Source organism: Arthrobacter sp. StoSoilB22 (assembly GCF_019977315.1).
GTDB lineage: Bacteria > Actinomycetota > Actinomycetes > Actinomycetales > Micrococcaceae > Arthrobacter.
In genome coordinates this window covers 1,074,040-1,099,305 of the sequence record NZ_AP024652.1, presented here as the reverse complement: position 1 = coordinate 1,099,305, position 25,266 = coordinate 1,074,040, and the positions used below count along the sequence as shown (strand labels likewise).

The 25,266-nt window shown below is 62.3% G+C and carries 21 protein-coding genes and 1 tRNA gene; 11 read left to right on the top strand and 11 right to left on the bottom strand.

What is annotated here, in order from left to right; all coding sequences use genetic code 11:
- Positions 1–53: 53 nt before the first annotated feature.
- From sucD to LDN70_RS05350, 5 genes are all read right to left on the bottom strand, one after another.
- Positions 54–956 (bottom strand): succinate--CoA ligase subunit alpha, encoded by a 903-nt coding sequence (gene sucD / locus LDN70_RS05370; protein ID WP_062070672.1) that lies wholly within the window; start codon positions 954–956, stop codon positions 54–56.
- 12 nt (positions 957–968) lie between these two features.
- Entirely contained in the window at positions 969–2,138 is a 1,170-nt protein-coding gene (gene sucC / locus LDN70_RS05365; RefSeq protein WP_089593935.1) for an ADP-forming succinate--CoA ligase subunit beta, read from the bottom strand.
- A 264-nt stretch (positions 2,139–2,402) separates the two neighbouring features.
- Positions 2,403–3,101 (bottom strand): hypothetical protein, encoded by a 699-nt coding sequence (locus LDN70_RS05360; protein ID WP_142940057.1) that lies wholly within the window; start codon positions 3,099–3,101, stop codon positions 2,403–2,405.
- Positions 3,102–3,115: 14 nt separating this feature from the next.
- Positions 3,116–5,662 carry a DNA helicase PcrA gene (gene pcrA, locus LDN70_RS05355; protein ID WP_142940058.1) on the bottom strand — a complete coding sequence of 849 codons (2,547 nt, stop codon included), beginning with the start codon at positions 5,660–5,662 and terminating at the stop codon, positions 3,116–3,118.
- A 78-nt stretch (positions 5,663–5,740) separates the two neighbouring features.
- A complete protein-coding gene (locus LDN70_RS05350) occupies positions 5,741–6,586 on the bottom strand; it encodes an inositol monophosphatase family protein (RefSeq protein ID WP_166841577.1) in 846 nt (281 codons plus the stop codon).
- Positions 6,587–6,619: 33 nt separating this feature from the next.
- Here LDN70_RS05350 and LDN70_RS05345 point away from each other — a divergent pair, with 33 nt between their 5' ends.
- The gene (locus tag LDN70_RS05345; RefSeq protein WP_166841578.1) at positions 6,620–7,246 is read left to right on the top strand and encodes a hypothetical protein; all 627 of its coding nucleotides are present in this window, start codon (positions 6,620–6,622) and stop codon (positions 7,244–7,246) included.
- A 61-nt stretch (positions 7,247–7,307) separates the two neighbouring features.
- Here LDN70_RS05345 and LDN70_RS05340 read toward each other — a convergent pair whose 3' ends face one another.
- Positions 7,308–8,105, bottom strand: coding sequence for a hypothetical protein (locus LDN70_RS05340; protein ID WP_223941972.1), 798 nt, complete (start codon positions 8,103–8,105; stop codon positions 7,308–7,310).
- Positions 8,106–8,213: 108 nt separating this feature from the next.
- Here LDN70_RS05340 and LDN70_RS05335 point away from each other — a divergent pair.
- The 3 genes from LDN70_RS05335 (at position 8,214) to LDN70_RS05325 (ending at position 9,156) form a co-directional block, all read left to right on the top strand.
- Positions 8,214–8,286: transfer RNA gene (locus LDN70_RS05335), tRNA-Arg, on the top strand.
- Position 8,287: 1 nt separating this feature from the next.
- Positions 8,288–8,746 carry a DUF6314 family protein gene (locus LDN70_RS05330; RefSeq protein WP_223941971.1) on the top strand — a complete coding sequence of 153 codons (459 nt, stop codon included), beginning with the start codon at positions 8,288–8,290 and terminating at the stop codon, positions 8,744–8,746.
- On the top strand, positions 8,743–9,156 hold the full coding sequence (locus tag LDN70_RS05325; RefSeq protein ID WP_142940063.1) for an NUDIX hydrolase: 414 nt from the start codon (positions 8,743–8,745) through the stop codon (positions 9,154–9,156). Before LDN70_RS05330 ends, LDN70_RS05325 begins: the two co-directional genes overlap by 4 nt.
- Positions 9,157–9,165: 9 nt before the next feature.
- Here LDN70_RS05325 and LDN70_RS05320 read toward each other — a convergent pair whose 3' ends face one another.
- On the bottom strand, positions 9,166–11,079 hold the full coding sequence (locus LDN70_RS05320; RefSeq protein ID WP_223941970.1) for an ABC transporter ATP-binding protein: 1,914 nt from the start codon (positions 11,077–11,079) through the stop codon (positions 9,166–9,168).
- 3 nt (positions 11,080–11,082) lie between these two features.
- Complete coding sequence (locus LDN70_RS05315; protein ID WP_223941969.1) at positions 11,083–12,744, bottom strand: ABC-F family ATP-binding cassette domain-containing protein; 1,662 nt, start codon at positions 12,742–12,744, stop codon at positions 11,083–11,085.
- Between the two features lie 209 nt (positions 12,745–12,953).
- Between LDN70_RS05315 and LDN70_RS05310 the strand changes: the two genes are divergently transcribed.
- The 7 genes from LDN70_RS05310 to LDN70_RS05280 all read left to right on the top strand — a co-directional run bounded on the left by LDN70_RS05310 (position 12,954) and on the right by LDN70_RS05280 (position 18,850).
- Positions 12,954–13,676 carry a hypothetical protein gene (locus LDN70_RS05310; protein ID WP_166841584.1) on the top strand — a complete coding sequence of 241 codons (723 nt, stop codon included), beginning with the start codon at positions 12,954–12,956 and terminating at the stop codon, positions 13,674–13,676.
- On the top strand, positions 13,673–14,380 hold the full coding sequence (locus LDN70_RS05305) for a hypothetical protein (protein ID WP_223941968.1): 708 nt from the start codon (positions 13,673–13,675) through the stop codon (positions 14,378–14,380). Before LDN70_RS05310 ends, LDN70_RS05305 begins: the two co-directional genes overlap by 4 nt.
- 228 nt (positions 14,381–14,608) lie before the next feature.
- A complete protein-coding gene (locus LDN70_RS05300) occupies positions 14,609–15,424 on the top strand; it encodes an amino acid ABC transporter substrate-binding protein (RefSeq protein WP_223941967.1) in 816 nt (271 codons plus the stop codon).
- Positions 15,425–16,084: an amino acid ABC transporter permease gene (locus tag LDN70_RS05295; RefSeq protein ID WP_142940074.1), complete on the top strand. Its 660-nt coding sequence runs from the start codon at positions 15,425–15,427 to the stop codon at positions 16,082–16,084.
- The gene (locus tag LDN70_RS05290) at positions 16,071–16,877 is read left to right on the top strand and encodes an amino acid ABC transporter ATP-binding protein (protein ID WP_142940075.1); all 807 of its coding nucleotides are present in this window, start codon (positions 16,071–16,073) and stop codon (positions 16,875–16,877) included. The genes LDN70_RS05295 and LDN70_RS05290 overlap by 14 nt, the downstream gene beginning before the upstream one ends.
- Positions 16,878–16,943: 66 nt before the next feature.
- A complete protein-coding gene (locus tag LDN70_RS05285) occupies positions 16,944–17,840 on the top strand; it encodes a hypothetical protein (protein ID WP_223941966.1) in 897 nt (298 codons plus the stop codon).
- Positions 17,841–17,842: 2 nt separating this feature from the next.
- Entirely contained in the window at positions 17,843–18,850 is a 1,008-nt protein-coding gene (locus LDN70_RS05280; RefSeq protein WP_223941965.1) for a hypothetical protein, read from the top strand.
- A 31-nt stretch (positions 18,851–18,881) separates the two neighbouring features.
- Here LDN70_RS05280 and LDN70_RS05275 read toward each other — a convergent pair whose 3' ends face one another.
- From LDN70_RS05275 to LDN70_RS05265, 3 genes are all read right to left on the bottom strand, one after another.
- Positions 18,882–21,911 (bottom strand): alpha-mannosidase, encoded by a 3,030-nt coding sequence (locus LDN70_RS05275; protein ID WP_223941964.1) that lies wholly within the window; start codon positions 21,909–21,911, stop codon positions 18,882–18,884.
- Positions 21,912–22,038: 127 nt separating this feature from the next.
- A complete protein-coding gene (gene fdhD, locus LDN70_RS05270) occupies positions 22,039–22,950 on the bottom strand; it encodes a formate dehydrogenase accessory sulfurtransferase FdhD (RefSeq protein WP_223941963.1) in 912 nt (303 codons plus the stop codon).
- A 1-nt stretch (position 22,951) separates the two neighbouring features.
- Positions 22,952–25,258, bottom strand: a complete 2,307-nt coding sequence (locus tag LDN70_RS05265) for an FdhF/YdeP family oxidoreductase (protein ID WP_223941962.1) — start codon at positions 25,256–25,258, stop codon at positions 22,952–22,954.
- Positions 25,259–25,266: the final 8 nt, after the last annotated feature.

Below are 25,266 nucleotides of genomic sequence, written 5' to 3'. Positions count from 1 at the left end.
GTCACCTTCCGTAGGGAAGGCGCCGGGCCGTCGTCGTGAGTTAGCTGTAGAACCTAGAGCGTTGCGTAAACTTCGCGCAGCAGCGTGGCGGTTTCGGACGGCGTCTTGCCGACCTTCACGCCTGCAGCTTCGAGAGCTTCCTTCTTGGCCTGTGCCGTTCCTGCAGAGCCGGAGACGATGGCGCCTGCGTGGCCCATGGTCTTGCCCTCCGGAGCGGTGAAGCCTGCAACGTAGCCAACAACCGGCTTGGTGACGTTGGCCTTGATGAAGTCGGCTGCGCGCTCTTCAGCGTCGCCACCGATTTCGCCGATCATGACGATTGCCTTGGTCTCCGGATCAGCCTCGAACGCAGCCAGGGCGTCGATGTGCGTGGTGCCGATGATGGGGTCGCCACCGATGCCGATCGCGGTGGAGAAGCCGAGGTCGCGGAGTTCGTACATCATCTGGTAGGTCAAGGTACCGGACTTGGACACCAGGCCGATGGGGCCCTTGCCCGTGATGTTCGCCGGGGTGATACCAACCAGTGCTTCGCCGGGGGTGATGATGCCGGGGCAGTTCGGTCCGATGATGCGGGTGATCTGCTTGCCGTCAGCGTCAACCTTGGACTGGGCGAGAGCCCAGAATTCGGCGGAGTCCTGAACAGGAACGCCTTCGGTGATGACAACTACCAGGCCGATGCCGGCTTCGATGGCTTCAACTACGGCGTCCTTGGTGAATGCCGGGGGTACGAAGACGATGGAGACGTCAGCGCCGGTTTCAGCGATGGCTTCCTTGACGGTGCCGAAGACGTTGATTTCCTTATCGCCGTGCAGGACCGTGGTGCCGGCCTTGCGGGCGTTGACGCCACCAACAATGTTGGTGCCGGCCTTGAGCATGAGGGCGGTGTGCTTGGTGCCCTCGCCGCCGGTGATGCCCTGAACGATGACTTTGGAGTCCTTGTTGAGGTAGATAGACATTGTCGCGTCCCTTTACTTAGCTGCGTTGGCGAGCTCGGCGGCCTTGTCGGCGCCCTCGTCCATGGTGGCGGCCAGGGTAACCAGCGGGTGGTTGGCCTCGGTCAGGATGCGGCGGCCTTCCTCAACGTTGTTGCCGTCGAGGCGAACTACCAGCGGCTTGTTCGCGGAGGAACCCAGCTCAGCCAGTGCGCCGACGATGCCCTTGGCAACGGCGTCACAGGCGGTGATGCCACCGAAGACGTTCACGAACACGCTCTTGACCTGGGAGTCGCCCAGGATGACGTCGAGGCCGTTGGCCATGACCTCGGCGGAAGCTCCACCGCCGATGTCCAGGAAGTTGGCGGGCTTGACGTTGCCGTGGTTCTCGCCGGCGTATGCAACGACGTCGAGGGTGGACATCACAAGACCGGCGCCGTTGCCGATGATGCCTACTTCGCCGTCCAGCTTGACGTAGTTGAGGTCCTGGGCCTTGGCCTTGGCCTCCAGCGGGTCAGCTGCATCCTTGTCTTCCAACGTGGCGTGGTGCACGTGGCGGAAGTCAGCGTTCTCATCCAGGGAGACCTTGCCGTCGAGGGCAACGATCTCGCCGGCGCCGGTGCGGACCAGCGGGTTGACCTCAACCAGGGTTGCGTCTTCCTTCTTGAAGACGTCCCAGAGCTTCAGAATGACGTCGGCCACTTTGCCGCGCAGTTCTTCAGCGAAACCTGCAGCGGCGACGATCTCGTCAGCCTTGGCCTGGTCGATGCCCACTGCGGGGTCGATGGCGATCTTGGCCAGGGCCTCGGGACGCTCCACGGCAAGCTGCTCGATCTCCATGCCGCCCTCAACCGAGCACATGGCCAGGTAGTTGCGGTTGGCGCGGTCCAGGAGGACCGAGAAGTAGAACTCTTCGGCGATGTCAGCACCCTGGGCGATCATCACCTTGTTGACGGTGTGGCCCTTGATGTCCATGCCCAGGATGTTGGTGGAGTGCTCAAGTGCCTCTTCGGCAGTCTTGGCAACCTTGACGCCGCCAGCCTTGCCGCGGCCACCAACCTTAACCTGTGCCTTGACGACAGTTACGCCGCCGATCTTCTCGGCAGCTGCCTTTGCTTCTTCAGGAGTGTGCGCCACGATGCCGGCGAGCACGGGTACACCGTGCGCTTCGAACATATCGCGCGCCTGATATTCAAACAGGTCCACGGTTTAGTGTCCTTCTACGTCGAAGTAGTTTTCTGTTCAGCCGGGAACCGCGATGACCGCGATAGCCAGCTGCGGAAAGTACGCGGTAACAACCAGGATTGAAGCCGGTCACATTGCGTAAGGTCCTCTCGGAACTTTAGCCCTTTGAGGAGTCCCGCCAGCTACACACTACCTGTTAAGTGAGTAACCTTACACTTCTATCGGCTGTAGAAAACCCGCAGAATGACGCGGTTTTTGGGCCGCCCGCCCACTATCCAAGAGCAGTCACGACGCAAGTTTCAGGTTTCCCGAGACCTTTTTCCCGCCGTCGGAAATCAACTGGTAGCCCTCGCGATTGACGAAGAACGCCACGCCCCCGGAGATATTTCCGCAAGCAACGCCGCCGTTGTATGCCGAACACCGCAGACCGTTGCGCTCAATGTTCTGCCCCTCCCCCAGCTCCCGGAGCTTGGAGATGGGACCTTCCCGGCTGCCCTTCGGACCGAACTCCGACTCCATTTGTGTTACGCCGGAACGACATGAGCCGTACACCGCCTTCTCCGGAGTCAGGAGCACCGTCCCGCCCAGGTATCCGAGGCCGATTCCCGCACAATCGTCAGCGACGTCGTCGGGCTCCGGTGCGGCATACTTGGCCAGTTCACAGTGGACCACGGGAACAACGGCGAACTTGTTGTTGGCAGCATCCGAGTAAGAGTTGGCCTCATACGGGAGATTGAGGTGCCCACCCCGTGAGGACGTCATGGCGCAGACAATGTTCTTGTCAGCCGTGACAAAAGCAGTGACATCCTCGCCCGCGGACAAGGTGGTCTGCTCAGTGACGGGAACCTGCTGGAGCTGTTCAAGCGGCGGCAACGGGGCCGGCGGCACATAGTCAGGATCTTTGGTGGCGAAAGAGCATCCCGCCGCCAGCACCATGATCAAGGCGGCCAGGATCGGCCCAACAGTCCGTCGCATGCCCCTCATTATGCCGTGCGATTTCACGCATCCAACTTGGTCAGGGGCGCATACCGCAAGAGAAGTCGCTTTTCGCCGACGTCGAACTTCACCTTCGCCACCGTCTTGTCCCCCGAACCCTCGATGCCCAAGACCACTCCGTTGCCGAAGCTTGTGTGGTTGACCTTGTCCCCCGCCACCACGGAAATAACTTCCTTTTGCGGCTGGACCCTGTTGCGTACGACGGCGGCCGGGACGTCGGCGTCGAACCCTGCGGTTGGGCTGGCGGCAGCACCGCGGGATGTGCCCGCACCCCAGAACGAACCACCGTAGCGGTTGGACCCGATGGGGGCGCTCCCCCAGCCACCTGCGGCCTGGCGACTCATTCCTTCGCGCTTCCACTCCACAAGTTCGGAGGGAATCTCTTCCAGGAACTGGCTGGCGGGGTTGTACTGGCTCTGGCCCCACATGCTGCGAACCTCAGAGCGCGTGACATAAAGGCGCTTGCGGGCACGGGTCAGGCCCACGTAGGCCAGGCGGCGTTCCTCCGCTAGCTCCTTGGGGTCCGTTGCCGAGCGCTGATGCGGGAAGATACCGTGCTCCATGCCGGTGAGGAAGACCACCGGGAACTCCAGGCCCTTGGCTGTGTGCAGGGTCATGAGCGTGACAACGCCCATCCTCTTGGCCTCAGCCACCGCGGCATCAATGTCCGCACCAGGGGCATCGGGGATCTGGTCGGCGTCTGCCACCAAGGAGACCTGCTCCAGGAACTCGCCGAGGGACCCGTCCGGATTATCGCGCTCGTACTCCCGGACCACGGCCACCAGTTCGGCAAGGTTCTCCACGCGGGATTCGTCCTGGGGGTCGTTGCTGGCGCGCAGGCCCGCCAGGTAACCGGTCTGTTCAAGGACGGCTTCGAGGGCAGCAGCGGCGCCGGAGCCGGACGCCACCTCGGCGAGGTCATCCAGCAGCTTCACGAAGCCCAGGACGGCGTTGACCGAGCGGGTTGCCATTCCGGGAGCTTGGTCGGCGCGACGTGCAGCGGCCATGAATGACGTGCGTTCCCGCTCCGCCAAAGCGGCAACTGCACCCTCGGCGCGATCACCGATCCCGCGCTTGGGTTCGTTCAATACGCGGCGGAGGTTGACGTCGTCGTCCGGGTTCACCAGGACGCGCAAGTACGCCAGGGCATCCTTGATTTCCTTGCGCTCATAGAAGCGCGTACCGCCCACCACTTTGTAGGGCAAGCCCACCCGGACCAGCACATCCTCAATGGAGCGTGACTGCGCGTTGGTGCGGTAGAAGATGGCGACGTCGCCGGGACGCAAGCCGTCCTCGTCCTGCAGGCGGTCGATTTCCTTGGCAATGAACTGGGCTTCGTCGTGTTCGTTCTCCCCCACGTAGCCAACGATTTTCTCGCCGTCGCCCTCCGCTGTCCACAAACGCTTTTCCTGGCGGTTCGGGTTACGGGAAATCACCGAGTTGGCGGCGCTGAGGATGTTCTGTGTGGAGCGGTAATTCTGCTCAAGTTTGATGGTGCGGGCGTTCGGATAGTCGGCCTCGAACTCCACGATGTTGCGGATGTCCGCGCCGCGGAAGGCATAAATGGACTGATCGGAATCGCCCACCACAGTCAGTTCGCTGGGCGCAACGTCCGTATCCGTTCCCAAACCCACGATTTCCCTGACCAGTGCGTACTGGGCGTGGTTGGTGTCCTGGTACTCGTCAACCAACACGTGCCGGAAACGGCGCCGGTAGGATTCCGCGAGCGCCGGGAAGGCCCTGAACATGTACACGGTTTCGGCGATGAGGTCATCGAAGTCCATGGCGTTGGCTTGCCGGAGACGCTGCGTGTAGCCCTTGAAGACCTCTGCAACGGCGCTTTCAAAGGGGTCGTTATGGTTTGCCGAGGACACGTAGGAGTCGGCATCGATGAGCTCGTTCTTGAGCGCGGAAATCTTGTGTTGGATGGCCTTTGGAGCAAACTTCTTGGGATCGAGGTCCAGGTTCTTGGCCACCAGGGTGATCAGGCGCAATGAATCAGCGGAGTCGTAAATGGAGAAGTTGGAATTCAGGCCCACGTTGGCCGCTTCCCGGCGCAGGATACGTACGCAGGACGAGTGGAAGGTGGAGATCCACATGCCCTTGGCCCGGGGTCCCACCAGGGCTTCGATGCGTTCCCGCATTTCGGCCGCCGCTTTGTTAGTGAAGGTGATGGCCAGGATTTCGCCGTGATGGGCACGCTTGGTGGCAATGAGGTAGGCGATCCTGTTACTGAGCACACGGGTCTTGCCGGAGCCCGCGCCTGCAACGATCAGCAGGGGGCTTCCGGCGTGTTTCACAGCTTCTTCCTGCTGTGGATTCAGTCCCTGGAGCAGGGCATCGGCAGTGGGTAAGCCGTGGGTTCCGTGGTGGTCCCACCCTCCCGGTGCACCCTGGCCCGGAAGGTCTTTTGACTCGCCGGCGCCTTCCTGAAGGCGGGGCCCGGAGGAGCCACCGCCGGAGGGGGAAAGCTCCGGGGCAGCCTTGAGTGCGGCTTTGGTGCCTGCTTTGAAGGGTCCGTCTGCGTAGGGGTCAAACAACATATCCATGGTGCCTACCAGTCTAGGCGGTGCCTCTGACACTCTACGTCGCGCCAGATCCGGTGTGCTGGTGCCCTCCGAAACGCCCTACGCAAATTGGGGAACAGAGGTGAGGGCAGCGCTCAACTCACGGACCGCCGTCGGGCCTCCTGCCACGAACCAGTTCAGTCCGTTGACCTGCACGACGGCGGTGTCCCCGCCGGCCGCGCGGACGATCGCTTTGCCGGGAAGCCAGTCCCATTCCGGGCAACTGTGCTGGAACCAGCAACCGAGCTCCCCGTCAGCAACCCTGCCGAGGTCGCAGGAACCTGAGCCGAACATGCGCAGTGATGCCGCGGAAACTGCAGCCGCGTGCCACGGCATTGCTGCGCGGGGGTCCGCCAGCCAGGTGGGATGGATGTAGGTGGCGGCGGAGATTTGGCTCACGGGGAGGTCACCGAAACCGGAAATCGGCTCGTCGTTCAGCGTGGAAGGGCGATCCGGGCCGCCAAGCCAGAGCTTGTCCAGTTCGGGCTGATAGATGGCCCCCAGCAGCACCTCGGGATCGGCAACCGGGTGACCGCCGTGGTCTGCATCATCGCGCTTAAGGGCGATGGCCGAGCACCAGTACGTGGAGCCGTGCAGGAAATTGTAGGTGCCGTCCACGGGGTCGATCACCCAGGTCCGGCCGCTCGTGCCGGCAACGGAGGCCCCCTCCTCGCCCAGAATGCCATCCTGGGGACGGCAGCGCCGCAACTGTTCCAGGACGTAAGCCTCAGCTGCGTGATCGGCCGCAGTTACGACGTCGGACACTGAGGTCTTGCGTTCACCCTGTAGCCCGCCCATCCGCATGAGCAGCGCCAGCTGGCCTGCTTCGCGAACCAGGGCGCTGGCCAGTTGGTAGTCATCCAGTGATGGATCGAGTTCAGTTGCTGTGTGCCTGCCAGTGGTCATGGATCCAGCTTATGTGGCGGGATAATGAATGACATGGCCAAGACACCCGCCCAGCGCATCAAGAAGCACGGAGCAAAGGCAGTGGTCCCCGACCACTCGCTGCCTCCCGTGATCAACAACACCACGCAGCGCACCCCGCAAAAGGCGCAGAGCAACTCCAAGCTCATTGTGATCGCGGGCGTGGTGGCCAGCCTGTTCCTGTTCTGGTACCTGCACCTGCTCACCTTGAACCAGATGACGCAGCTCTCCGGCGGCCTGGCCATGCCTGATTCGCTGATCGGTGGATTCTCGCAGGACTACATCGTCCAGCTCCGGGAGGCCATGGACGAGTCAGCCCGAGGCCAGCTCAACTACGTCCACAAGACCGCCGGCACTCTGTTTCCGCTGATCTTCGGCTTCAGCTGGCTCCTGTTGATTGGCACCAATGTGGCGCGAAAGTCATGGCGTTGGGCCCTGTGGGCTGCTCCCCTGCTGTTCGCGGTGGCTCACCTGTGGTCCAACGTGGCCATCGACTCGGTGCTCGCTGCCGAAGCGCCCGACGCCGGTTCGGTGGCGTTGGCGTCAGCAGTCACGGTTGCGTCCTGGGTACTGTTCCTTCTCAGCCTGGTGTGCGGCGTGGTAGCCGTGTTCCTTGGACGAAAGAGTGCGAAGCCCGCCTGACCACTCGTCCGCGGCGGCGCACCCGTTTCCGCCCGGAGCACCAGGCCCCAGCCAACAAACCTCAGTGCGCACCCGCCCCTGCCCGCGCCAGTTTCCGTTCCGTGTGCGTACGCTGGGCAATTACCAGGCCCGCAGCTGCCAGGCCAATGGTCACCGGGTAGCCCATGAACCTCTCCAGCAATCCCGGCTGCGGCACGTCCATTCCCGTGATTGCGCCGATCACGAGTGCCCCAATGCACGTCAGCCCGCACGCAGCGAGGAACCAACTGATCGGGGTTTGCCGGAACCACAGGACTCCCAACAGCAGGAGGGCAAAGCCGCCGGCGATGAAGTACATCAAAGCGCCGGCGAAATGCCAGGGAGAGCCCAAGTCCTCCGGAACCAGACCCACAATTACCGTTCCTACCCCCGCAACAGCGGTGAGAATCCGGATAGCAACGGCCAAGATCCAGGGCACGGTCAGGACGCGTGCAGGAAGGGAACCCTCCGAAACAGCCCGGAATCGCCGGGCTTGCACGCCGGGCCGCGCAGCCACGCTCAAGAGCCCGGCTGTCAGGAACAGCGAGCCAAGGACCAACGCCAAGCCCTGAACCACGAACGAGGCATTCATCAGCAGATGCAGCGGCGAGCACACGGCCCTGTCCTCATAAATGCCGCAAGAGACTGCCCCGAGGTCGCTGATGAATCCCGTGGCCCTGCTGTACGGCTCCGGGCCCGCCCAGGCATCGATCACAGCGGCTTCAGCCACGAAGTACTGGACCACACTCAATTGCGCCCACCCTCCGATGTTCGCCCTGATGCTGCGGGTATTCGGACGGAAGGATCCAGCTGTTGCCGGTGCAGTGACGTGCCCTTTCATGAACGTCAGCCTAGCGGTGTTCGGGCAGCGCCCCGGCAGCTTGTATGCTTGTAGTCGTGTCCGGGCCCTTGAGCTCCAGCAGTGGGATTCAGAGTCATGGACGCACAGGCCCTCGTAGCTCAGTGGATAGAGCACGGCTCTCCTAAAGCCGGTGTCGTTGGTTCGATTCCAATCGAGGGCACTTGAATCACCAGCAGCCCGCCCCGGACTTGCAGGCCTACCTGGCCGGCAGCTGGCGCGTGGAGCGGACCCTCCTGGACCGGACGTCCGGCACCAACGGAACCTTTTCCGGCGTCGTGCGCTACGTGAAGAACCCCGACGGCGGCCTGGACTACCGCGAAGACGGAACCATGCACTGGCCTACCCATTCAGGCCCGGCATTCCGTGAGTATCTCCTGAAACCCGGAGCCAGCCCGGATTCGATGGACGTGTTCTTCCCCGACGGCCGCCCGTTCCATGTGATGAGCTTCGCCGAAGAAGGCAACCAGGATAAGCACTGGTGCGACCCCGACGATTACTGTGTTAATTACGTCCGTGAGGGCCCGGACTCGTTCAGTTTCACGTGGGATGTCCGCGGGCCAGCCAAGGATCTGTTGCTTGAATCGCACTTGGTCCGGATCGACGCCGGGAGGCAACCATGAGTGGAACCGGCACGGACCTGATCGTTGTGAGCGCGGTGTGCGTTTACAACCAGGAAGGCCATTTGTTGACCGTCCGCAAGCGTGGCACGGACAAGTTCATGCATCCCGGAGGCAAACCCGAGCCAGGGGAAACCGCTGCTGAGGCTGCCTCCCGGGAGCTCTTGGAGGAAGTCGGCATCGAGGTTCCGCCGGGCGTCCTCGAGCCGCTCGGGGTGTGGTTGGCGGAGGCAGCCAACGAGGCCGCGACCAATATCGAGGCAACGGTCTTCACGGCCCCCGGAACGTGGGACGCGCATCCTTCAGCGGAAATCGCGGAGATCCGCTGGCTGGACCTGGACGCGCCGCTGCCCACCGACCTGGCACCGCTGCTGACGGACCACGTCATCCCGCTGCTGACCCCGCCCACGTAGGGGCAGCGTTTACAGCTCCGGGACCGCTTCCTGCGCCACAGCGGTGGCCTCAGCGAACTGGGTTTGGTAGAGCTCCGCGTAGCGTCCATCCGCAGCAAGCAGCTCAGTGTGCGTGCCACGCTCCACGATCCTGCCGTCCTCAACCACCAGGATGGCGTCCGCGGCACGGATGGTGGACAAGCGGTGCGCAATCACGACGGCGGTGCGCCCCTCGAGTGCCTCGCCCAAGGCCGCCTGGACGGCGGCTTCATTGGTGGAGTCCAAGGCTGCCGTGGCTTCGTCGAGGATCACAACACGGGGCTGCTTGATGAGCAACCGTGCAATGGTGAGCCGTTGGCGTTCACCACCGGAGAGACGGTAGCCGCGCTCCCCCACCACTGTTTCCAAGCCATCGGGCAGAGACCGGATCATGGGCTCCAGGCGTGCCCGCCGGAGCACATCCCACATGTCGTCCTCGGTGGCATCCGGCCGGGCGAGGCGCAGGTTGGAGGCGATGGTTTCGTGGAAGAGGTGGCCGTCCTGGGTGACCATGCCCATGGTGTCGCGCAGGGAGTCGAAACTGAGGTCGCGAATGTCCACGCCTGTTCCAGGTGCCTGCCCCCCGAGGCGCACGGCGCCGGAATCGACGTCGTACAGGCGCGAGAGCAGCTGCGCCACCGTGGACTTGCCGGCACCTGAGGAACCCACCAAGGCAACAGTCTGGCCAGGTTCAACCCTGAAACTGACCCCGTGCAAGACTTCCTCCCCGCCCCGGGTATCCAAGGTGGTCACGTCCTCAAGGGAAGCCAGCGACACCTTTTCGGCCGAGGGGTAGGAGAAACGGACGTCATCGAATTCCACGGCAACGGGGCCTGCGGGCACGGAAACAGCGTCCGGTTTCTGGGTGATCAGCGGCTTTAGGTCCAGAATTTCGAACACCCGCTCGAAGCTGACCAAAGCACTCATGATTTCCACGCGGGCGTTGGAGAGCGCCGTCAGCGGAGCGTAGAGCCTTGTCAGAAGAAGCGCTAGCACTACAACATCGCCGGGTGCGAGCTGCCCGCCGATTGCCAGCCAACCGCCCAAACCGTAGACCAAGGCGAGCGCCAGGGCAGAGACCAGCGTCAGGGCCGTCACGAAGGTGAACTGCAGCATGGCAGTCCGGACGCCAATATCCCGGACCCTGCCGGCACGCTCGGCGAACTCCCGGGATTCTTCATCCGGGCGGCCGAACAGCTTCACCAGGGTGGCTCCCGGGGCGGAGAACCGCTCCGTCATCTGGGTTCCCATGGCGGCGTTGTGCGCGGCAGCTTCGCGGCGGAGGTCCGCCAGTTTGGAACCCATTCGCCTTGCTGGGATCAGGAAGATCGGCAGCAGCACCATGGCCAGCACAGTCACCAGCCAGGAGGTGTTCAGCATGACCACCAGCGTGAGGACCAGGGCCACCACATTGCTGACCACACCTGACAAGGTGCCGGCGAAGGCGGACTGCGCCCCGATGACGTCGTTGTTCAAGCGGCTGACCAAGGCGCCGGTTCGGGTTCGGGTGAAGAACGCGATGGGCATGCGCTGCACGTGATCGAACACGCGCGTGCGGAGGTCCACAATGACGCCCTCGCCGATGATCGATGACAACCACCGGGTCACCAGGCCCACACCGGCCTCGCCCACCGCAACGATCGCAATGAGGACGGCCAACCAGATCACCGTTCCAACGCCTGCGTTGGCAATGATGGAATCAACCACCTGACCGGCCAGCACAGGAGTGGCCACAGCGAGGAAAGCACCCGCGATCGAAGCGATCACAAAGGCAATGAGCTTGCCTTTATGCGGCGCAGCAAAAGCCATGACCCGTTTCAGGGTTTCCTTGGAGAACGGCTTGGAACCGCTCTTGGCAGTGGTGATGTTGTACAGCGAGCTCCAGGCCACGCGGTCCATGCTCATGGGTTACTTCTCCTGGCTTGGGGTGTGATGAAGCTCTTGCACTTGGCCGTTTTCCAGGTGCCAGCGCGAATCGAGCCGAACGTTTTCCAATAAACGGCGATCATGGGTGACCAACAGGAGTGCGCCCTCGTAGCTTTCCAGGGCCTCCTCCAATTGCTCAATGGCCGGAAGATCCAAATGGTTGGTGGGCTCGTCCAGCACCAGCAGGTTCACGCCGCGGGCCTGCAGCAACGCAAGCGCAGCACGGGTTCGCTCCCCCGGGGACAATGAATCCACGGTCCGGGACGTGTGGTCGGCTTTGAGGCCGAATTTGGCCAACAGGGTGCGGACATCTGCACTGTTCCAGTCCACCAGCACAGCTTCAACGGCGTCGCCAAGGTGCCGCCCGCCGTCGAGCAGTCCGCGCGCCTGGTCGATTTCGCCAATGGCCACGGAGGCACCCATGGAGGCCTCGCCGTCGTCCGGTTCCTGGGTCCCCAGCAGCAGGCGCAACAGCGTTGACTTGCCGGCACCGTTCGGTCCGGTGATGCCGATCCGCTCGCCGCCGTTGAGTTGCAGGTTCACCGGACCCAGCGTGAAGTCGCCTTGGCGCGCGACGACGTTGCGCAAGGTGGCGACGACGGCACTTGAGCGGGGTGCCTGGCCGATGCTGAACTGCAGCTGCCACTCTTTGCGAGGTTCTTCCACCTCGGTGAGCCGGGCGATGCGGGACTCCATCTGGCGGACTTTCTGTGCCTGTTTCTCGGACGATTCACCGCTCGCTGCGCGCCGGATCTTGTCATTGTCCGGGTTCTTCTTCATCGCGTTCCGGACGCCTTGGGAGCTCCACTCGCGCTGGGTGCGTGCCCGGGAGACGAGGTCGGCCTTGGTGTTGGCGAACTCTTCGTACCGTTCCCGGGCGTGGCGCTTGGCCACGGCGCGTTCTTCGAGGAACGCTTCATAACCGCCGTCGTAGACGGCTACGGAGTTCTGGGCGAGGTCCAGCTCCACCACGGTGGTGACGCAGCGGGCCAGGAATTCGCGGTCGTGGGACACCAGGATGACACCACCCCGAAGGCCTTGGACGAAGGCTTCCAGCCGGGCGAGTCCGTCAAGGTCAAGATCGTTGGTGGGTTCGTCCAAAAGGACGACGTCGAAGCGGCTAAGCAGCAGAGCGGCCAAAGCCACGCGTGCAGCCTGCCCGCCGGAAAGCCCCGTCATCAGGGCATCGGCGCCGAGGTCCAGGCCGAGGTCCGCCAGCACGGCCGGGATCCGGTCCTCCAGGTCGGCAGCACCGGAAGCCATCCACCGATCGAAGGCCAACGAGTACGCGTCGTCAGCTCCGGGAGCTCCCGAGCCAAGGGCTTCGGCTGTGGATTCCATCTCGGTTGTCGCCTGGGCACAGCCGGTTCGCCTGGCAATGTAGGCGGCGATTGTTTCGCCGCCGGTGCGCTCATGTTCCTGCGGCAACCAGCCCACAAAAGCATCCGAGGGCGCAAGGCTGACGGTCCCAGCCTGCGGCTGGTCCACTCCTGCCAGGATGCGAAGCAGCGTGGATTTACCAGCACCGTTAGCTCCCACCACGCCCACAACATCGCCCGGCGCAACGGTCAGGGAGAGGTCCGCGAAAAGCGTGCGGTGGCCATGACCACCGGCAAGATCCTTGGCCACCAAAGTTGCAGTCATTGTCTATCCTCCAGCAAGGGAACGCAGAAATTCAGGCCGCGATTCCCGCGGGCATGGAAAAACCCGCTGGTCCGGACTTGGGGGGTGTACGGACCAGCGGGTTCAATCATCAAGCATAATTCAATGTGGCGTCGGCGTAAAATCGTTTCGTACTCCCACTTAGGTCTCATCGTGTCTTTGCCTTCGCGGCCCATCCAGGAAAGTTCTCCATGCCCTTACAGTCCAAGGCGTTCCAGCGCTGGCTTCATGGTGTTGCACCCGATGCCAGCACCGCTGACGTCTGCAGGATCGCGGGCATCAAGCGGACAACGTTGGCCCAACAGCTGGTCCGCGGCAAAGTTGCCGAATCCACCTTGGTGAGTATCAGCCGCGGCTTCAACATCAATCCGGTACAGGCCCTGTCCACTTTTGACCTTTACGCCGATCTTCGGGGCGATCCCATTCCCCCCACGCCCTGCGAGCTCGTCAGCCAGGTGGCCACTATCGACCTGCTGCGAGCAGTAGTGGACCGCAGCGAACCCGGCTCCGCCCCCGCCCCGCGCCTTTCGGAACCACCTCACCCCACCTCCGTGCGGAACTGGGTGGACGCGATCGACGACGGCGAGTTGCGGCACCGGGTCAGCGACACCACCGGGATTGCGCCGCAGAACTTCTCCGCCCACCTGACCGCCAACAGGCTCCCGCCCGAATTGGCGATCGCCACCTCACGCGCCGCCGGGGTGGGACCTGCGGGCGGACTGGTGGCTGGTGGGCTGATTACGGAGGCCGAAGCCGGATGGCCGCCCAATTCCCGGCAGGAGGCGCTGGATAAGTTGTCACAGGGCAGACTGGTGACGTTGGCCGGCGAACGTCTTTTGGCGCTCGGCAAAACACTGCGCCGGCAGGAACAAGACCAGGAACGAACTGAACGAATTTGGGAGAACCTCGGATGACGGCTGTCCTGCCCTGGGTCACGCTGGTGGTGTGCCTGGCGATAACCCTGGCCCGGGTTCCCAGCGCGTTACGGGGTGAAAACCGCGAGGTTTTCTACATTTTTGCACTGATCTCTTTGAGTATCTTCATCAGCATCGAGGCCCCCTACCTGGTCATTGACGGGTGGTTGGGCGGGATGAACATCTGCAATCTTGTCCTCCGTTTCCTGCTGTATGGAACCTTCTACTTCATGGGCATCAAGATCGCCACGGCTTTCGGCTCACCCGCTGCCGTGAAAGCAATCCGAGGACCCCTCGGCATCACCGCCGCCATCCTTGTGGGTGTTTTGACCATCTACTTCTTCCTCATCACGGATACAGCGGGATCATCGGCCGGTATGAGCGGCCTGCGCTGGGGGCCCTCATTGGAGGCTTACGCCTTCATGGGACGCCTCTACCCCGGCTTCGTTGCCGCATGCCTGGTCCCCGCCATCTGGCGCACCGTAGTGAGCACAGCCCCAGTCCTGCTGCGGATCGCCTCGGCGGTGCTGCTGCTCGGCCTGTCGCTTCTCCTGCTGTCCCAGCTGTTCCCCCTGATCCCGTTCTCCGAGGCGTGGTTGCGGGTTCTTATCAACTACTCAGCGGCCACTTTCACGGCTACTGGGCTTGCCGGTATTTGGGTCTCCAAGGCATTCGCCCGCCGGAAGACGCGACTTTCGGCGTAAGACTTTCACAAAACCATTAGATCGTGGCACAATCATGAATGTGTGAACGCGGCTTGCAGCCTGACACCGGAATCAGAGAACGGGTTTCCGGTGGATGTGGCGCCCACGTGATCACAATTGGGGGGATGAGTGGTGGCGGGCTGTTGGGGACCGCCCCCACTCAGCCTTTTTAACGCGCTTTTGCACGCCGCCGCCACCCCCGCCCCGGGCGGTGACTAAGATGGCTCCATGAACAGCCTTCGTACCCGCCGCTCTGTCCTCGCAGCAACCGTGGCCGCGGCCGCCCTTGCACTTTCCGCGTGCGGCGGAGGGTCCGCGCCCGCCGAGTCCGGTGGCGATACCTCCCTTTCCGACGTCAAATCCAAGGGCGAACTCGTGATCGCCACCGAAGGTACGTACCGTCCCTTCAGCTTCCACGCTGACGGCGCAGGCGAGCTCACAGGTTTTGATGTGGAGATCGCCCAGGCGGTGGCCGGGAAACTCGGGGTGAAGGCCACCTTCCAGGAGACCCAGTTTGACGGCATCTTTGCAGGTTTGGAGTCAAAGCGCTTTGACACCATCGCCAACCAGATCTCCATCAATGACGAACGCAAGGCCAAGTACGATTTCTCCACCCCGTACACCATCTCCACCGGTGTTGTGGTCACGAAGTCGGACAACAACAGCATCAACAGCTTTGCGGACCTCAAGGGCAAGACCACCGCGCAGTCACTGACCAGCAACTTCTACAAAATGGCCGTTGAAGCCGGTGCCAACGTCCAGGCAGTGGAAGGCTGGGCACAGTCCGCCACGCTGGTGCAGCAGGGACGCGTGGATGCCACTGTGAACGACAAGCTCACCTACTTGGACTACGCCAAGAACACGCCCGACTCCGGCCTGAAGGTGGCGGCAGAGGCCCCGGAGAAGACCGAGAGCGCCATGGTGTTCCGCAAGGGCTCCACGGAGCTCACTGCAGCTGTGGACAAGGCACTGGCCGATCTCCAGGCTGATGGCACGCTGGCTAAGATCTCGGAGAAGTACTTCGGCGCGGACGTCACCAAATAGATGAACTGGGACCTCATCTGGAGTTCCTTCGGTCCGCTGATTACCGGCGCGGTCACGGGGACCATTCCCCTCACGTTGGCCTCCTTTGCCATCGGCCTCGTCCTCGCACTGGTGGTTGCCCTGCTCCGGTTGAGCCCCAACATTATCCTGTCGGGCATCGGCCGTTTCTACGTCTCGGTCATCCGCGGCACCCCGTTGCTGGTGCAGCTCTTTGTGATTTTCTACGGGCTCCCCAGCATCGGAGTGAAGCTTGACCCCTGGCCCAGCGCCATCATCGCTTTCTCACTGAATGTGGGCGGGTACGCCGCGGAGATCATCCGTGCGGCCATCCTGTCAGTCCCGAAGGGCCAGTGGGAAGCCGGCCACACCATTGGCATGTCCCGGCCGCAGGCACTGGTGCGGATCATCCTTCCCCAAGCGGCACGGGTGTCCGTTCCACCGTTGTCCAACACCTTCATTTCACTGGTGAAGGACACCTCCCTCGCCTCACTCATCCTGGTCACCGAACTGTTCCGCAACGCCCAGCAAATCGCTGCGTTCAGCCAGGAGTTCATGGCCCTTTACCTCCAGGCTGCCCTGGTTTACTGGGTCATTTGCCTGGTCCTTTCCACGGCCCAATCCGCGGTGGAAAAGAGATTGGACCGCTATGTCGCCCACTAACGAATCCCTACAGCAGCCGCCCGTCGCCTCAGTCCTGAAGGCGCGGAGCCTGGCCAAGGCCTTCGGAAGCAACGTCGTTTTGCGAGACATCGACATCGACATCCGGCGCGGTCAGGTGGTGGCATTGATCGGGCCATCGGGCTCGGGCAAGACCACGGTCCTGCGTTCCCTCAACGGCCTGGAAATTCCCGACGCCGGAACGGTCACCTTTGGAAGCGGCGATGCCTCAGCAGAGCTCGCCATAGACTTCGGCGCCAAGGTCGGGAAGAAAGAGGTGGCTGCCCTCCGGGACCGCAGTGCCATGGTCTTCCAGCATTACAACCTGTTCCCTCACATGACCGTGCTGAAGAACATCATTGAAGGCCCCGTCCAGGTACAAAAACGGCCGCGCGCTGAGGCCATTGCCGACGCCGAACGCCTTCTGGAGCGCGTTGGCCTGGCCGATAAACGCGACGCCTACCCCTTTGAGCTCTCCGGCGGTCAGCAGCAGCGCGTGGGGATCGTCCGGGCGTTGGCCCTCAAGCCCCAACTGCTCCTCTTCGATGAGCCCACCTCGGCGCTGGACCCCGAGCTCGTAGGGGATGTGCTGGGCGTCATCAAAGAACTCGCCGAAGAGGGCTGGACCATGGTGATCGTTACCCATGAGTTGGCCTTTGCCCAGCATGTGGCGGATGAGGTAATTTTCATGGACGGCGGCGTCGTGGTGGAACGCGGGCCGGCAGCTGAGGTGTTGCGGGAACCGCGGCAGGAGCGGACCAAGCTCTTCGTGAAGCGGCTCCAGCACGACGTCTAGGTTGTTAGCCAGGATTTGTCAGGTTTCGCAGGATCCAAGCAGTTCGCAAATATGGGGGATAAATCCTTGGAAGAGACAGCCAGCGCGCCCGGCAGGGGTAGCTCCAAACGCACGGCAATCATTGCTGTTCTCCTCGTCGCGGCGTTGGTGGCCGTCGGGATTGGCACGTGGTTTGCCCTTTCCCGTCCGGCCGGAACAGACCGCGCAGACGTGCTCCGTTTGGACAAGCACCGCGTCATTGTGGACAACTCCATGAATCTGTACGATCCCCTCGTCCAACAGTTCTCCGGACGGTACTCGAACGCCATCTCCGAAAAAGCAGGACAGCCTGAAGAGGAGAAAGTCCTCAGCCTGGACCGTGAACGGATAGTACGCGAGTCCGCGGCAAACCGTGACCGGCTGGAGCAAATGTCAGAATCGCCGGCCCTGAAGGATCAAGAAGTCGCCGAATCCTTCAACCGCTTCAAGGATCAGTACACTGCGGTGATCGCGTACAACGATCAATTGCTGATCAACACTGCCAACATTTACCGGTCTGTAGGCGGTCCCTGCGCGGCCCTGCATTCATCGCTGAACGTGGCCAGCGAGTCCTACTCCGAGGACTATGTCAAGAGTGCAGATGAGTGCCTGGCAGCCCTTGGCACAGCCAAGGACGGCGCCGACGCCGAGACTACTACCCTGCTCACGGAGGTGGAGTCCGTCATCCGTGGACAGCGGGACAAGCAACAGGAAGTGCTCAACAGCAAGGACCCCTTGGAGCGCCTCGCCAAGAGCACCGTTGCCGCCGTTGCACTATTGGATATCAATGAGGCATTCGGCAAGGCGCAGGCAACTTATGAAACTGCCAGCAAAGACAAATACACAAAAATCATTGAAAATGCCAACAGCTCAAACACCGAATTGGAAGGCGTCCTTAAGAAGAGCCTTGAGCAATTCGATGCCGCGTCCGGTGAGGGGAAATAGCCATGACCATTGAGCCTGTTCGCAAGAAGCGCCACCCGGTCCTGATTGCCCTCACCCTCGCCGTCGTGCTGGCCTTGATTGCCTCGGCTGTGGTGATTTCCGTGAGCACCATGACCGCTCAGCAGCGCAGGGAAAGCCTGGTCCTCCTCAAGGATGAGCGCCTGACGGCACTCGATGAGGCCAGAGGCAAGATCCAGCCCGCCGTGAACACCTACCTGGCCGCGTACAAGAAGGCCCGCAATGCCCCCGCGTCACGTGAGGAAGCTGAGAAAGGCTCCGCCAAGGAACGGGACGACTTCCAGCAGGCCATCAACTCCGCCCGCACGGCCTTGAACGAAGTGCAGACCAGCGACACCGCCGGCGCAGAAGACAAAACGGTCTCCGGCGCAGTAGCTATGCTGGGCGATTCCTACCAGGCCTACCTCGACTCCATGGAAGGACTGGTGGAGTCCTACCCTCTGTTCGAAGGCCTCTTCAGGCAGGACGCCGGGTGCAGCGGACTCTTTGTGGGCTCCAAAGCAGCCAACCTCCGGGAACGCCAAACACTCCTGGCACAGGCAGCAGTCCAGTGCCGCGAAGCCGTAAACCAACTCAAACAATCGAAGAACGTGTCCTACGTAGAGTTTGCCCGCACACTGGACAACCAGATTGCCCAGTTGGAAACACATGCTGAAACAACGGCAAAGTCCGAGGAAAACTACAACGAATTTGTCCGGCTCAAGGACGAGTACGTCAAGAAGATCGATGACGCCACCGCCCGGAATGCCCCCGACGCGGAATACGCTACGATTGCCGACGAACTCAAAGCCCTCAACACCCGGATAAAAAACAACAGGTCAGAGTTCGACTTTGCAGCTAAGCGCTACGTCAACGGCGTGAGGGACATGCCCACTTTGGTTGAAAATGTGTTCACAAAAGACGTCGCAGACCAGATCAAACACCACGACGCCGTGATCCCCATCCGGGTGCAAGTGCTCAAAGATGCCCTCGACGCGGAGCTGGCGGAGTAACCCAACAAACGCGGTAACTCCGCCAGCCACCTCAGCGAACGAGCCTGATCGTAACCAGCTGGAAGGGCCGGAGTACCAGTTTGACCACGGGGCCTTCCTCCACGGTCACGCCGGGGGTTTCGGTGGTGCGCTCCAGCAGGTCTGTGGCCATCGCATCCGAGCTCTCAAAGTTGGCCCTCAAGGTTCCCGTTGAACGCTCCCCCAACGATTCATAGAGCCGGACAATAACGTCACCCGAGCCATCCTCGGCCAGCTTCACCGCTTCCACCACAATGGCAGGGTTGGACACTGAAACCAGGGGTTCCACCGATTGTCCGCCTGTGACGAACCTCGGCTTCAGGTTGGTGCGGTAGCCCTCTTCCACGGCATCAGCGATCGCAGCACCGGGCCTGATGGACAACTCGAGCGTGTGTTCGCCCCGATCTGCTTCCGGGTCCGGGAAACGCGCCGAACGCAGCAGCGAGGTGCGGACCGTCGTCGTGGTTCCGCCATCGGCACGGACCGCCCGGGTGACGTCGTGCCCGTAGCTGGAGGAGTTGCTCACTGCAACGCCGTAGCCGGGCTCGGCGACGTGGATCCAGCGGTGGGCGCAGATCTCGAACTTGGCAGCTTCCCAGGAAGTGTTGGTGTGCGTCGGGCGGAAGACATGGCCGAATTGGGTCTCCGACGCTGAACGGTCCGCCCTGACGTCCAGCGGGAACGCGATTTTGAGCATCTTTTCGCGTTCCTGCCAGTCCACCGTGGTGCTGATACCCAGCGACGCCGCACCGGCGTCGAGAGTCAGGCGTTGCGTGATGGTGGAGGCACCTACCGTGCGTTTGACCTCTACGACGACGGCCTCCGCCGAACGCTCAACGTCGATCGCATCCGCGTGGGTCAACGGGGTGACGTTTCGGCGGTAGAACTCCTCGATGTCCCAGGCATCCCACTCGTTCGGGGTATCGCGGAACAGCTCCAGCAGGTTACCGGTGTGCCCGGGGGCGATGGCGTCCCTCCCGCTCGCGTGGTCCACCAGCGATGTCAGGAGTCCGTCACGGTTCAGGACGGCCCGGATGATGCCGTTGTCCAGGACGTAGGCGTCGTCGAGCTCGTCCACCTGGACGCCGGAGTGCGGTGCTGTGGCCTCGGCCGCCCCCAGTGCTGGGACGCCGTTGCGCTGATGCGGAGCGGCGTTCAGCAGGAACTGCTGATCACCCTCCCCCACCAAGGCGTGGGCGGCGTGGCTGATGATGCCCTCAAGGTCCCGGGCAATGGCTTCATAGTTCCGTTCAGCGTCCTGGTGGACCCAGGCGATGGAGCTGCCGGGCAGGATGTCGTGGAATTGCTGGAGGAGGACCAGCCGCCAGAGTCGCTTGAGTTCGTCGGCGGGATAGGCGTAGGCCCCGCCCAGGCGGACGGCGGCCGTGGCGCACCAGAGCTCCGCTTCGCGGAGGAGATGTTCGCTCCGACGGTTGCCAAGCTTGGTCTTTGCCTGGCTGGTGTACGTTCCACGGTGCATCTCCAGGTACATTTCACCCACCCAAACCGGCAGATTGGTGTACTCGGCCTCAGCTCGGATGAAGAAGTCCCGGGCTGCGCCCATCCGGACCTTCGGGGAGCCTTCCAAATCCGCCGTACGATGCGCAGCGGCGACCATTTCGCGAGTAGGTCCTCCACCGCCGTCGCCATAGCCGAACGGCACCAGTGACATGGTTCCGCGGCCGTGATCACGGTAATTGCGCTCCGCGTGGGCCAGTTCGCGTCCGTGCAGCTCAGCGTTGTACGTATCCACCGGCGGGAAGTGGGTAAACAGCCGGGTGCCGTCGATGCCTTCCCAGGCAAAGGTGTGGTGAGGCATCCTGTTGACTTTGTTCCAGGAAATCTTCTGGGTGAGGAACCACCGCGAGCCGGCTTCCTTGACGATCTGCGGGATGGCGCCGGAGTAACCGAAGGAATCGGGCAGCCAGGCTTCCTGGCACTCGACGTCGAACTCGTTGAGGAAAAAGCTCTTTCCTTCCACGAACTGGCGGGCCATGGCCTCGCCGCCTGGCATGTTGGTATCCGATTCCACCCACATGCCACCGACTGGAACGAACTGGCCGCCTTTTACCTTTTCCCTGATGCGCACAAAGAGCTCTGGGAAGAACTCCTTCATCCACGCCATTTGCTGGGCCGAAGAACAAGAGAACACGAAGTCGGGGTCCTCATCCATCAACGCCACCACGTTGGAGAAAGTGCGGGCACACTTACGGATGGTTTCACGGACGGGCCACAGCCAGGCGGAGTCGATGTGTGCGTGGCCGGTAGCCAACAGTTCATGGGCCGAGGCATATGCGGGACGGCTAAGGACCTCGGCCAGCTCAGCACGGCCTGCGGCGGCGGTTCCGGCGACGTCGTCCGGGTCCATGACGTCCATCATGCGTTCAAGGGCGCGCAGGATCTCATGGCGACGCGGCATTTCCATAGGAAGTTCGTGCATCAGACCGCTGAGCGTCCAGATGTCCTGGTTGAGTTCCCACACGGTTTCGTTCAGTTCAGCGATCGCAATGCGGCCAAACCGGTACCGGGGCTCATCTCCGGAGGTGGCTTTATCCCCCAGCAGGGTGGGGGCGAACGACCAACCCTGGGCGACGTCTGGATTGGCTGCGGCCTCCACGTAGAAATCCACGGATTGACCTCCACCCAGAAGTTTGAGCGGCACATGGTAATTCCGTGGCGAAATTGCTTTGATGATGCTTCCATCAGCGCGCCACGCCGTGCCTTCACACTGGAACCCGGGGACATCGCTGTTGAATCCAAGATCAACAATGATCTCCACCGTTGTGGACTCAGCCATGCCCCAGTCCTGCGGTACCTCACCCTGCAGGCGCAGCCATTTGGTGCTCCACGCCTTACCCCATGCAACGCCAGGTTCCTTCGGTGCATAGACCTGGCGCAGCGCCTCGGCGGCCGGCACTGGCTCGCCAGGCGCATCCCAGCTGCTCAGCTGAAGCGGGATCGCCCTGCCATAAATGGCCGGAAGAATGCGTTCCCGAACAAATCGATCGAGACGCTGTTCGGTGATCCGGCGGTCGTCGTGCAATGAGTTCCCCTTTGGGCGTTCGCTGGGTAGTTAGCTTGGTTACCGCGACCCGGTAGTGCTGGGTGCGGACGGCGAATGTGGCATCGCCACGCTTCCAATCGATGGATAAAATCTACGTTGTTCCAGCTTAATAGCCAAGTGACTGTGGGCTATCACCAACGGACAACGGGTCCGCATCCGGGGCTTCGGCAACCACTCTGTCCCGTCCGGCGTACACATTGAGGCTGAGCCCACGGCTGAAGCCGGCCAGCGTGATTCCCGTTTCCTCCGCCAGTTCCGCCGCGAGGCTGGACGGTGCGCTCACGGCGGCCAGCACAGGGATACCGGCCATGGCAGCTTTTTGGACGAGTTCGAACGAAGCCCTGCCGGACACCTGAAGCACCGTCCCTTTCAGCGGGAGCATACCGGCGCGCAAAGCCCAGCCCACCACCTTGTCCACGGCGTTGTGCCTGCCTACGTCCTCGCGGAGGCACAGCAACTCGGTGGTGCCGTCGTCGTGAATCCTGAAAAGTCCCGCGGCGTGAACGCCACCGGTCTTATCAAAAACAGCCTGTGCCTCGCGGAGGCGGTCCGGGAGTGCAGCCAAGGCCCGGACCGGGACCGTCACATTATCCTCGCGCGGGCTGTGGTGCGAAGACTTGCGGACGGCCTCGATGGAATCCGTACCGCAGATTCCGCACGAGCTGGAGGTGTACACATTGCGGCCGGTTTCGGGCCGTTCCACGTCCGGTCTGAGCTGGGCATCCACCACGTTGAAGGTCTGCACCCCGTTTTCGTCCTCCCCGGAGCAGAAGCGCTCCGAGATCAACTGTCCGGGCTCCCAGATGATCCCTTCGGACACCAGGAACCCCGCGACGAGATCGAAGTCGTCTCCGGGTGTTCGCATGGTCACGGAAAAGGACATCTCGCCCAAGCGGATCTCCAGCGGCTCCTCAACGGCCAGGACGTCTTCCTTGAACCGGACGGGATGCTCCAATGCCTGGGGCGAGCCGTCCAGGACAAATTTGTGCACCTTGCGGCGCTGGGTTACACGTCCCATATCAGGATCCGTTCTCCTCATGCTGGATAAAGCGCACGGTCATGGCTTTGTACCCGGGGGTGTTGGATTCCCGTGCCACCAGTTCGCGATGCACCAGGGCGTTGGCCTCCGGGAAATACGCTGCGGCACAGCCCTTGGCCGTGGGGTACCCGATCAGCCGGAACTTGTTGGCACGCCGTTCAGTTCCCGCGAAGGTGGAGATGACGTCCACCAGGTCCCTGTCCTCGAAGCCAAGTTCCAACAGGTCATCCGGGTGGACCAGGATTACACGACGCCCCTCCGAGACGCCCCGGTAGCGGTCATCCAAACCGTAGAAGGTGGTGTTGTATTGATCGTGGCTGCGAACCGTCTGGAGAATCAGGTGGCCCGCCGGCGCTTCAAGGTACTCCAGGGGCCGCACGGAGAAACGTCCTTTGCCGATGTCCGTGGCGAAGGTGCGGGTATCGCGCGGCGGGTTGGGTAGGACGAAGCCATTCTTGGTTCGAACCCGGGCGTTGAAGTCCTCAAAGCCGGGGATGACGCGTGAGATGTGGTCCCGGATGACGTCGTAGTCCTCGGCCATGGCACGCCAGTCCACACTATGGTTGTCCCCCAGCGTTGCTTGCGCCATGCGTGCCACGATCACCGGTTCGCTCAGCAGGTGCTCGGACACGGGCTCCAGCCGCCCCTGTGTTTTGTGGATGACGGACATGGAGTCCTCCACGGAGAGGAACTGTTTGCCCTTGGGGTGCTTGTCGTCTGTATCCGTCCGGCCCAGCGTGGGCAGGATCAGGGACGTTTTGCCGTGCACCACGTGGGCGCGGTTGGGCTTGGTGGAAATGTGGACCGTCAGTCCGGCTTTCTTCAAGCCTTGCTCCAAGGCAGCCGTGTCCGAACCCGCGGCTGCGAAGTTTCCGCCCATGGAGACGAAAACGTCCACCTCGCCCTTTTCCAGGGCGTGCTGGGTTTCCACGGAGTCATAGCCATGATCCCGGGGCATGTGGAAGCCGAACTCCGCATCCAGCGCGGCAAGGAAGGATTCCTTGGGTTTCTCCCAGATGCCCATGGTGCGGTCACCTTGGACATTGGAGTGGCCCCGCACGGGGCAGGCGCCGGCTCCACGTTTGCCGAAGTTGCCCTGGAGCAGAAGGAGGTTAATGATCTCCCGGAGTGTATCCACCGAGTGCGGCTGCTGGGTCAAACCAAGGGCCCAGCAGATGATGGTTGCCTTCGAGGCCGCCAACATCGCAGCCGCCTTGGTAATCTCCTCCCGGCTCAGCCCTGTTGCCCGCTCCGTTTCGTCCCAGTCCAGAACCGAACGGGCTTCCTGGTAGGCGGCGAAACCTTCGGTCTGCCCGGCGATGAAGGAATGGTCGACGACGGTCCCCGGGTTCCGTTTCTCCTCCTCCAGGAGCAGGTGGCCGAGCGCCTGGAAGAGGGCGAGGTCGCCGCCTACCTTGATCTGCAGGAACTCATCGGCAATGGTGGTCCCACCGCCAATCATGCCGTTGAGGGACTGGGGGTCCTTGAAGTTCAGGAGGCCGGCTTCGGGAAGCGGGTTGACCGCAATGATTTTGCCGCCGTTGTTCTTGCAGTCGCGGAGGGCGGAGAGCATGCGCGGATGGTTGGTTCCAGGGTTTTGGCCCACTACCAGGACCAGCTCCGCGTGGTGGATGTCCTCCAACGACACAGTGCCTTTTCCGATCCCGATGGTGGGGTTGAGGGCACTACCGGATGACTCATGGCACATGTTGGAGCAGTCGGGGAGGTTGTTGGTTCCGAGGCTTCGCGCAAACAGCTGGTACATGAACGCGGTCTCGTTGGCCGTCCTGCCGGAGGTGTAGAACACGCACTTATCCGGAGTTGTGGCGTTGATGTGTTCGCCGATCAAGGCAAAGGCGTCGGCCCATGTGATGGCCGAATAGTGAGTGTCACCCGGTTTGATGACCACAGGCTCGGACAATCTTCCCTGGCTCCCCAGCCAGTACTCTGTTTTGTCCTCAAGTTCTGCCAGGGAATGCTTGGCCCAGAATTCGGCACCGACTGTCCTGGTGGTGCTCTCCTCGGCGATCGCCTTGGCACCGTTTTCGCAAAACTCTGCGGGACTGCGTTTGCCCGTGATTGATTCCGGCCACGCACAGCCCGGACAATCGAACCCGTCATGCTGGTTGACCCTGAGCATGGAACGGACCGTGCGGCCCACGCCGGCCTGGGCATAACCTCGTTCGAGGGCAACCGTGACAGCTTTAAGGCCTGCCGCGGCTTGTTTGGGCGGGTGGATCTGCAGGTCATCTTCATTGATGTCCTGTTCGGGAGCATGCCTGTTCATGTGTCCAT

What these genes read in the sequence shown, in the direction of transcription:
- fdhD (WP_223941963.1), bottom strand. Translation starts at nt 22,950, where the DNA reads ATGGGACGTGTAACCCAGCGCCGCAAGGTGCACAAATTTGTCCTGGAC.
- LDN70_RS05265 (WP_223941962.1), bottom strand. Translation starts at nt 25,258, where the DNA reads ATGAACAGGCATGCTCCCGAACAGGACATCAATGAAGATGACCTGCAG.
- LDN70_RS05345 (WP_166841578.1), top strand. Translation starts at nt 6,620, where the DNA reads ATGGCCAAGACACCCGCCCAGCGCATCAAGAAGCACGGAGCAAAGGCA.
- LDN70_RS05325 (WP_142940063.1), top strand. Translation starts at nt 8,743, where the DNA reads ATGAGTGGAACCGGCACGGACCTGATCGTTGTGAGCGCGGTGTGCGTT.
- LDN70_RS05290 (WP_142940075.1), top strand. Translation starts at nt 16,071, where the DNA reads ATGTCGCCCACTAACGAATCCCTACAGCAGCCGCCCGTCGCCTCAGTC.
- sucD (WP_062070672.1), bottom strand. Translation starts at nt 956, where the DNA reads ATGTCTATCTACCTCAACAAGGACTCCAAAGTCATCGTTCAGGGCATC.
- LDN70_RS05280 (WP_223941965.1), top strand. Translation starts at nt 17,843, where the DNA reads ATGACCATTGAGCCTGTTCGCAAGAAGCGCCACCCGGTCCTGATTGCC.
- LDN70_RS05315 (WP_223941969.1), bottom strand. Translation starts at nt 12,744, where the DNA reads ATGACTGCAACTTTGGTGGCCAAGGATCTTGCCGGTGGTCATGGCCAC.
- LDN70_RS05305 (WP_223941968.1), top strand. Translation starts at nt 13,673, where the DNA reads ATGACGGCTGTCCTGCCCTGGGTCACGCTGGTGGTGTGCCTGGCGATA.
- LDN70_RS05295 (WP_142940074.1), top strand. Translation starts at nt 15,425, where the DNA reads ATGAACTGGGACCTCATCTGGAGTTCCTTCGGTCCGCTGATTACCGGC.
- LDN70_RS05350 (WP_166841577.1), bottom strand. Translation starts at nt 6,586, where the DNA reads ATGACCACTGGCAGGCACACAGCAACTGAACTCGATCCATCACTGGAT.
- LDN70_RS05310 (WP_166841584.1), top strand. Translation starts at nt 12,954, where the DNA reads ATGCCCTTACAGTCCAAGGCGTTCCAGCGCTGGCTTCATGGTGTTGCA.
- LDN70_RS05320 (WP_223941970.1), bottom strand. Translation starts at nt 11,079, where the DNA reads ATGAGCATGGACCGCGTGGCCTGGAGCTCGCTGTACAACATCACCACT.
- LDN70_RS05360 (WP_142940057.1), bottom strand. Translation starts at nt 3,101, where the DNA reads ATGAGGGGCATGCGACGGACTGTTGGGCCGATCCTGGCCGCCTTGATC.
- LDN70_RS05300 (WP_223941967.1), top strand. Translation starts at nt 14,609, where the DNA reads ATGAACAGCCTTCGTACCCGCCGCTCTGTCCTCGCAGCAACCGTGGCC.
- LDN70_RS05340 (WP_223941972.1), bottom strand. Translation starts at nt 8,105, where the DNA reads ATGAAAGGGCACGTCACTGCACCGGCAACAGCTGGATCCTTCCGTCCG.
- pcrA (WP_142940058.1), bottom strand. Translation starts at nt 5,662, where the DNA reads ATGGATATGTTGTTTGACCCCTACGCAGACGGACCCTTCAAAGCAGGC.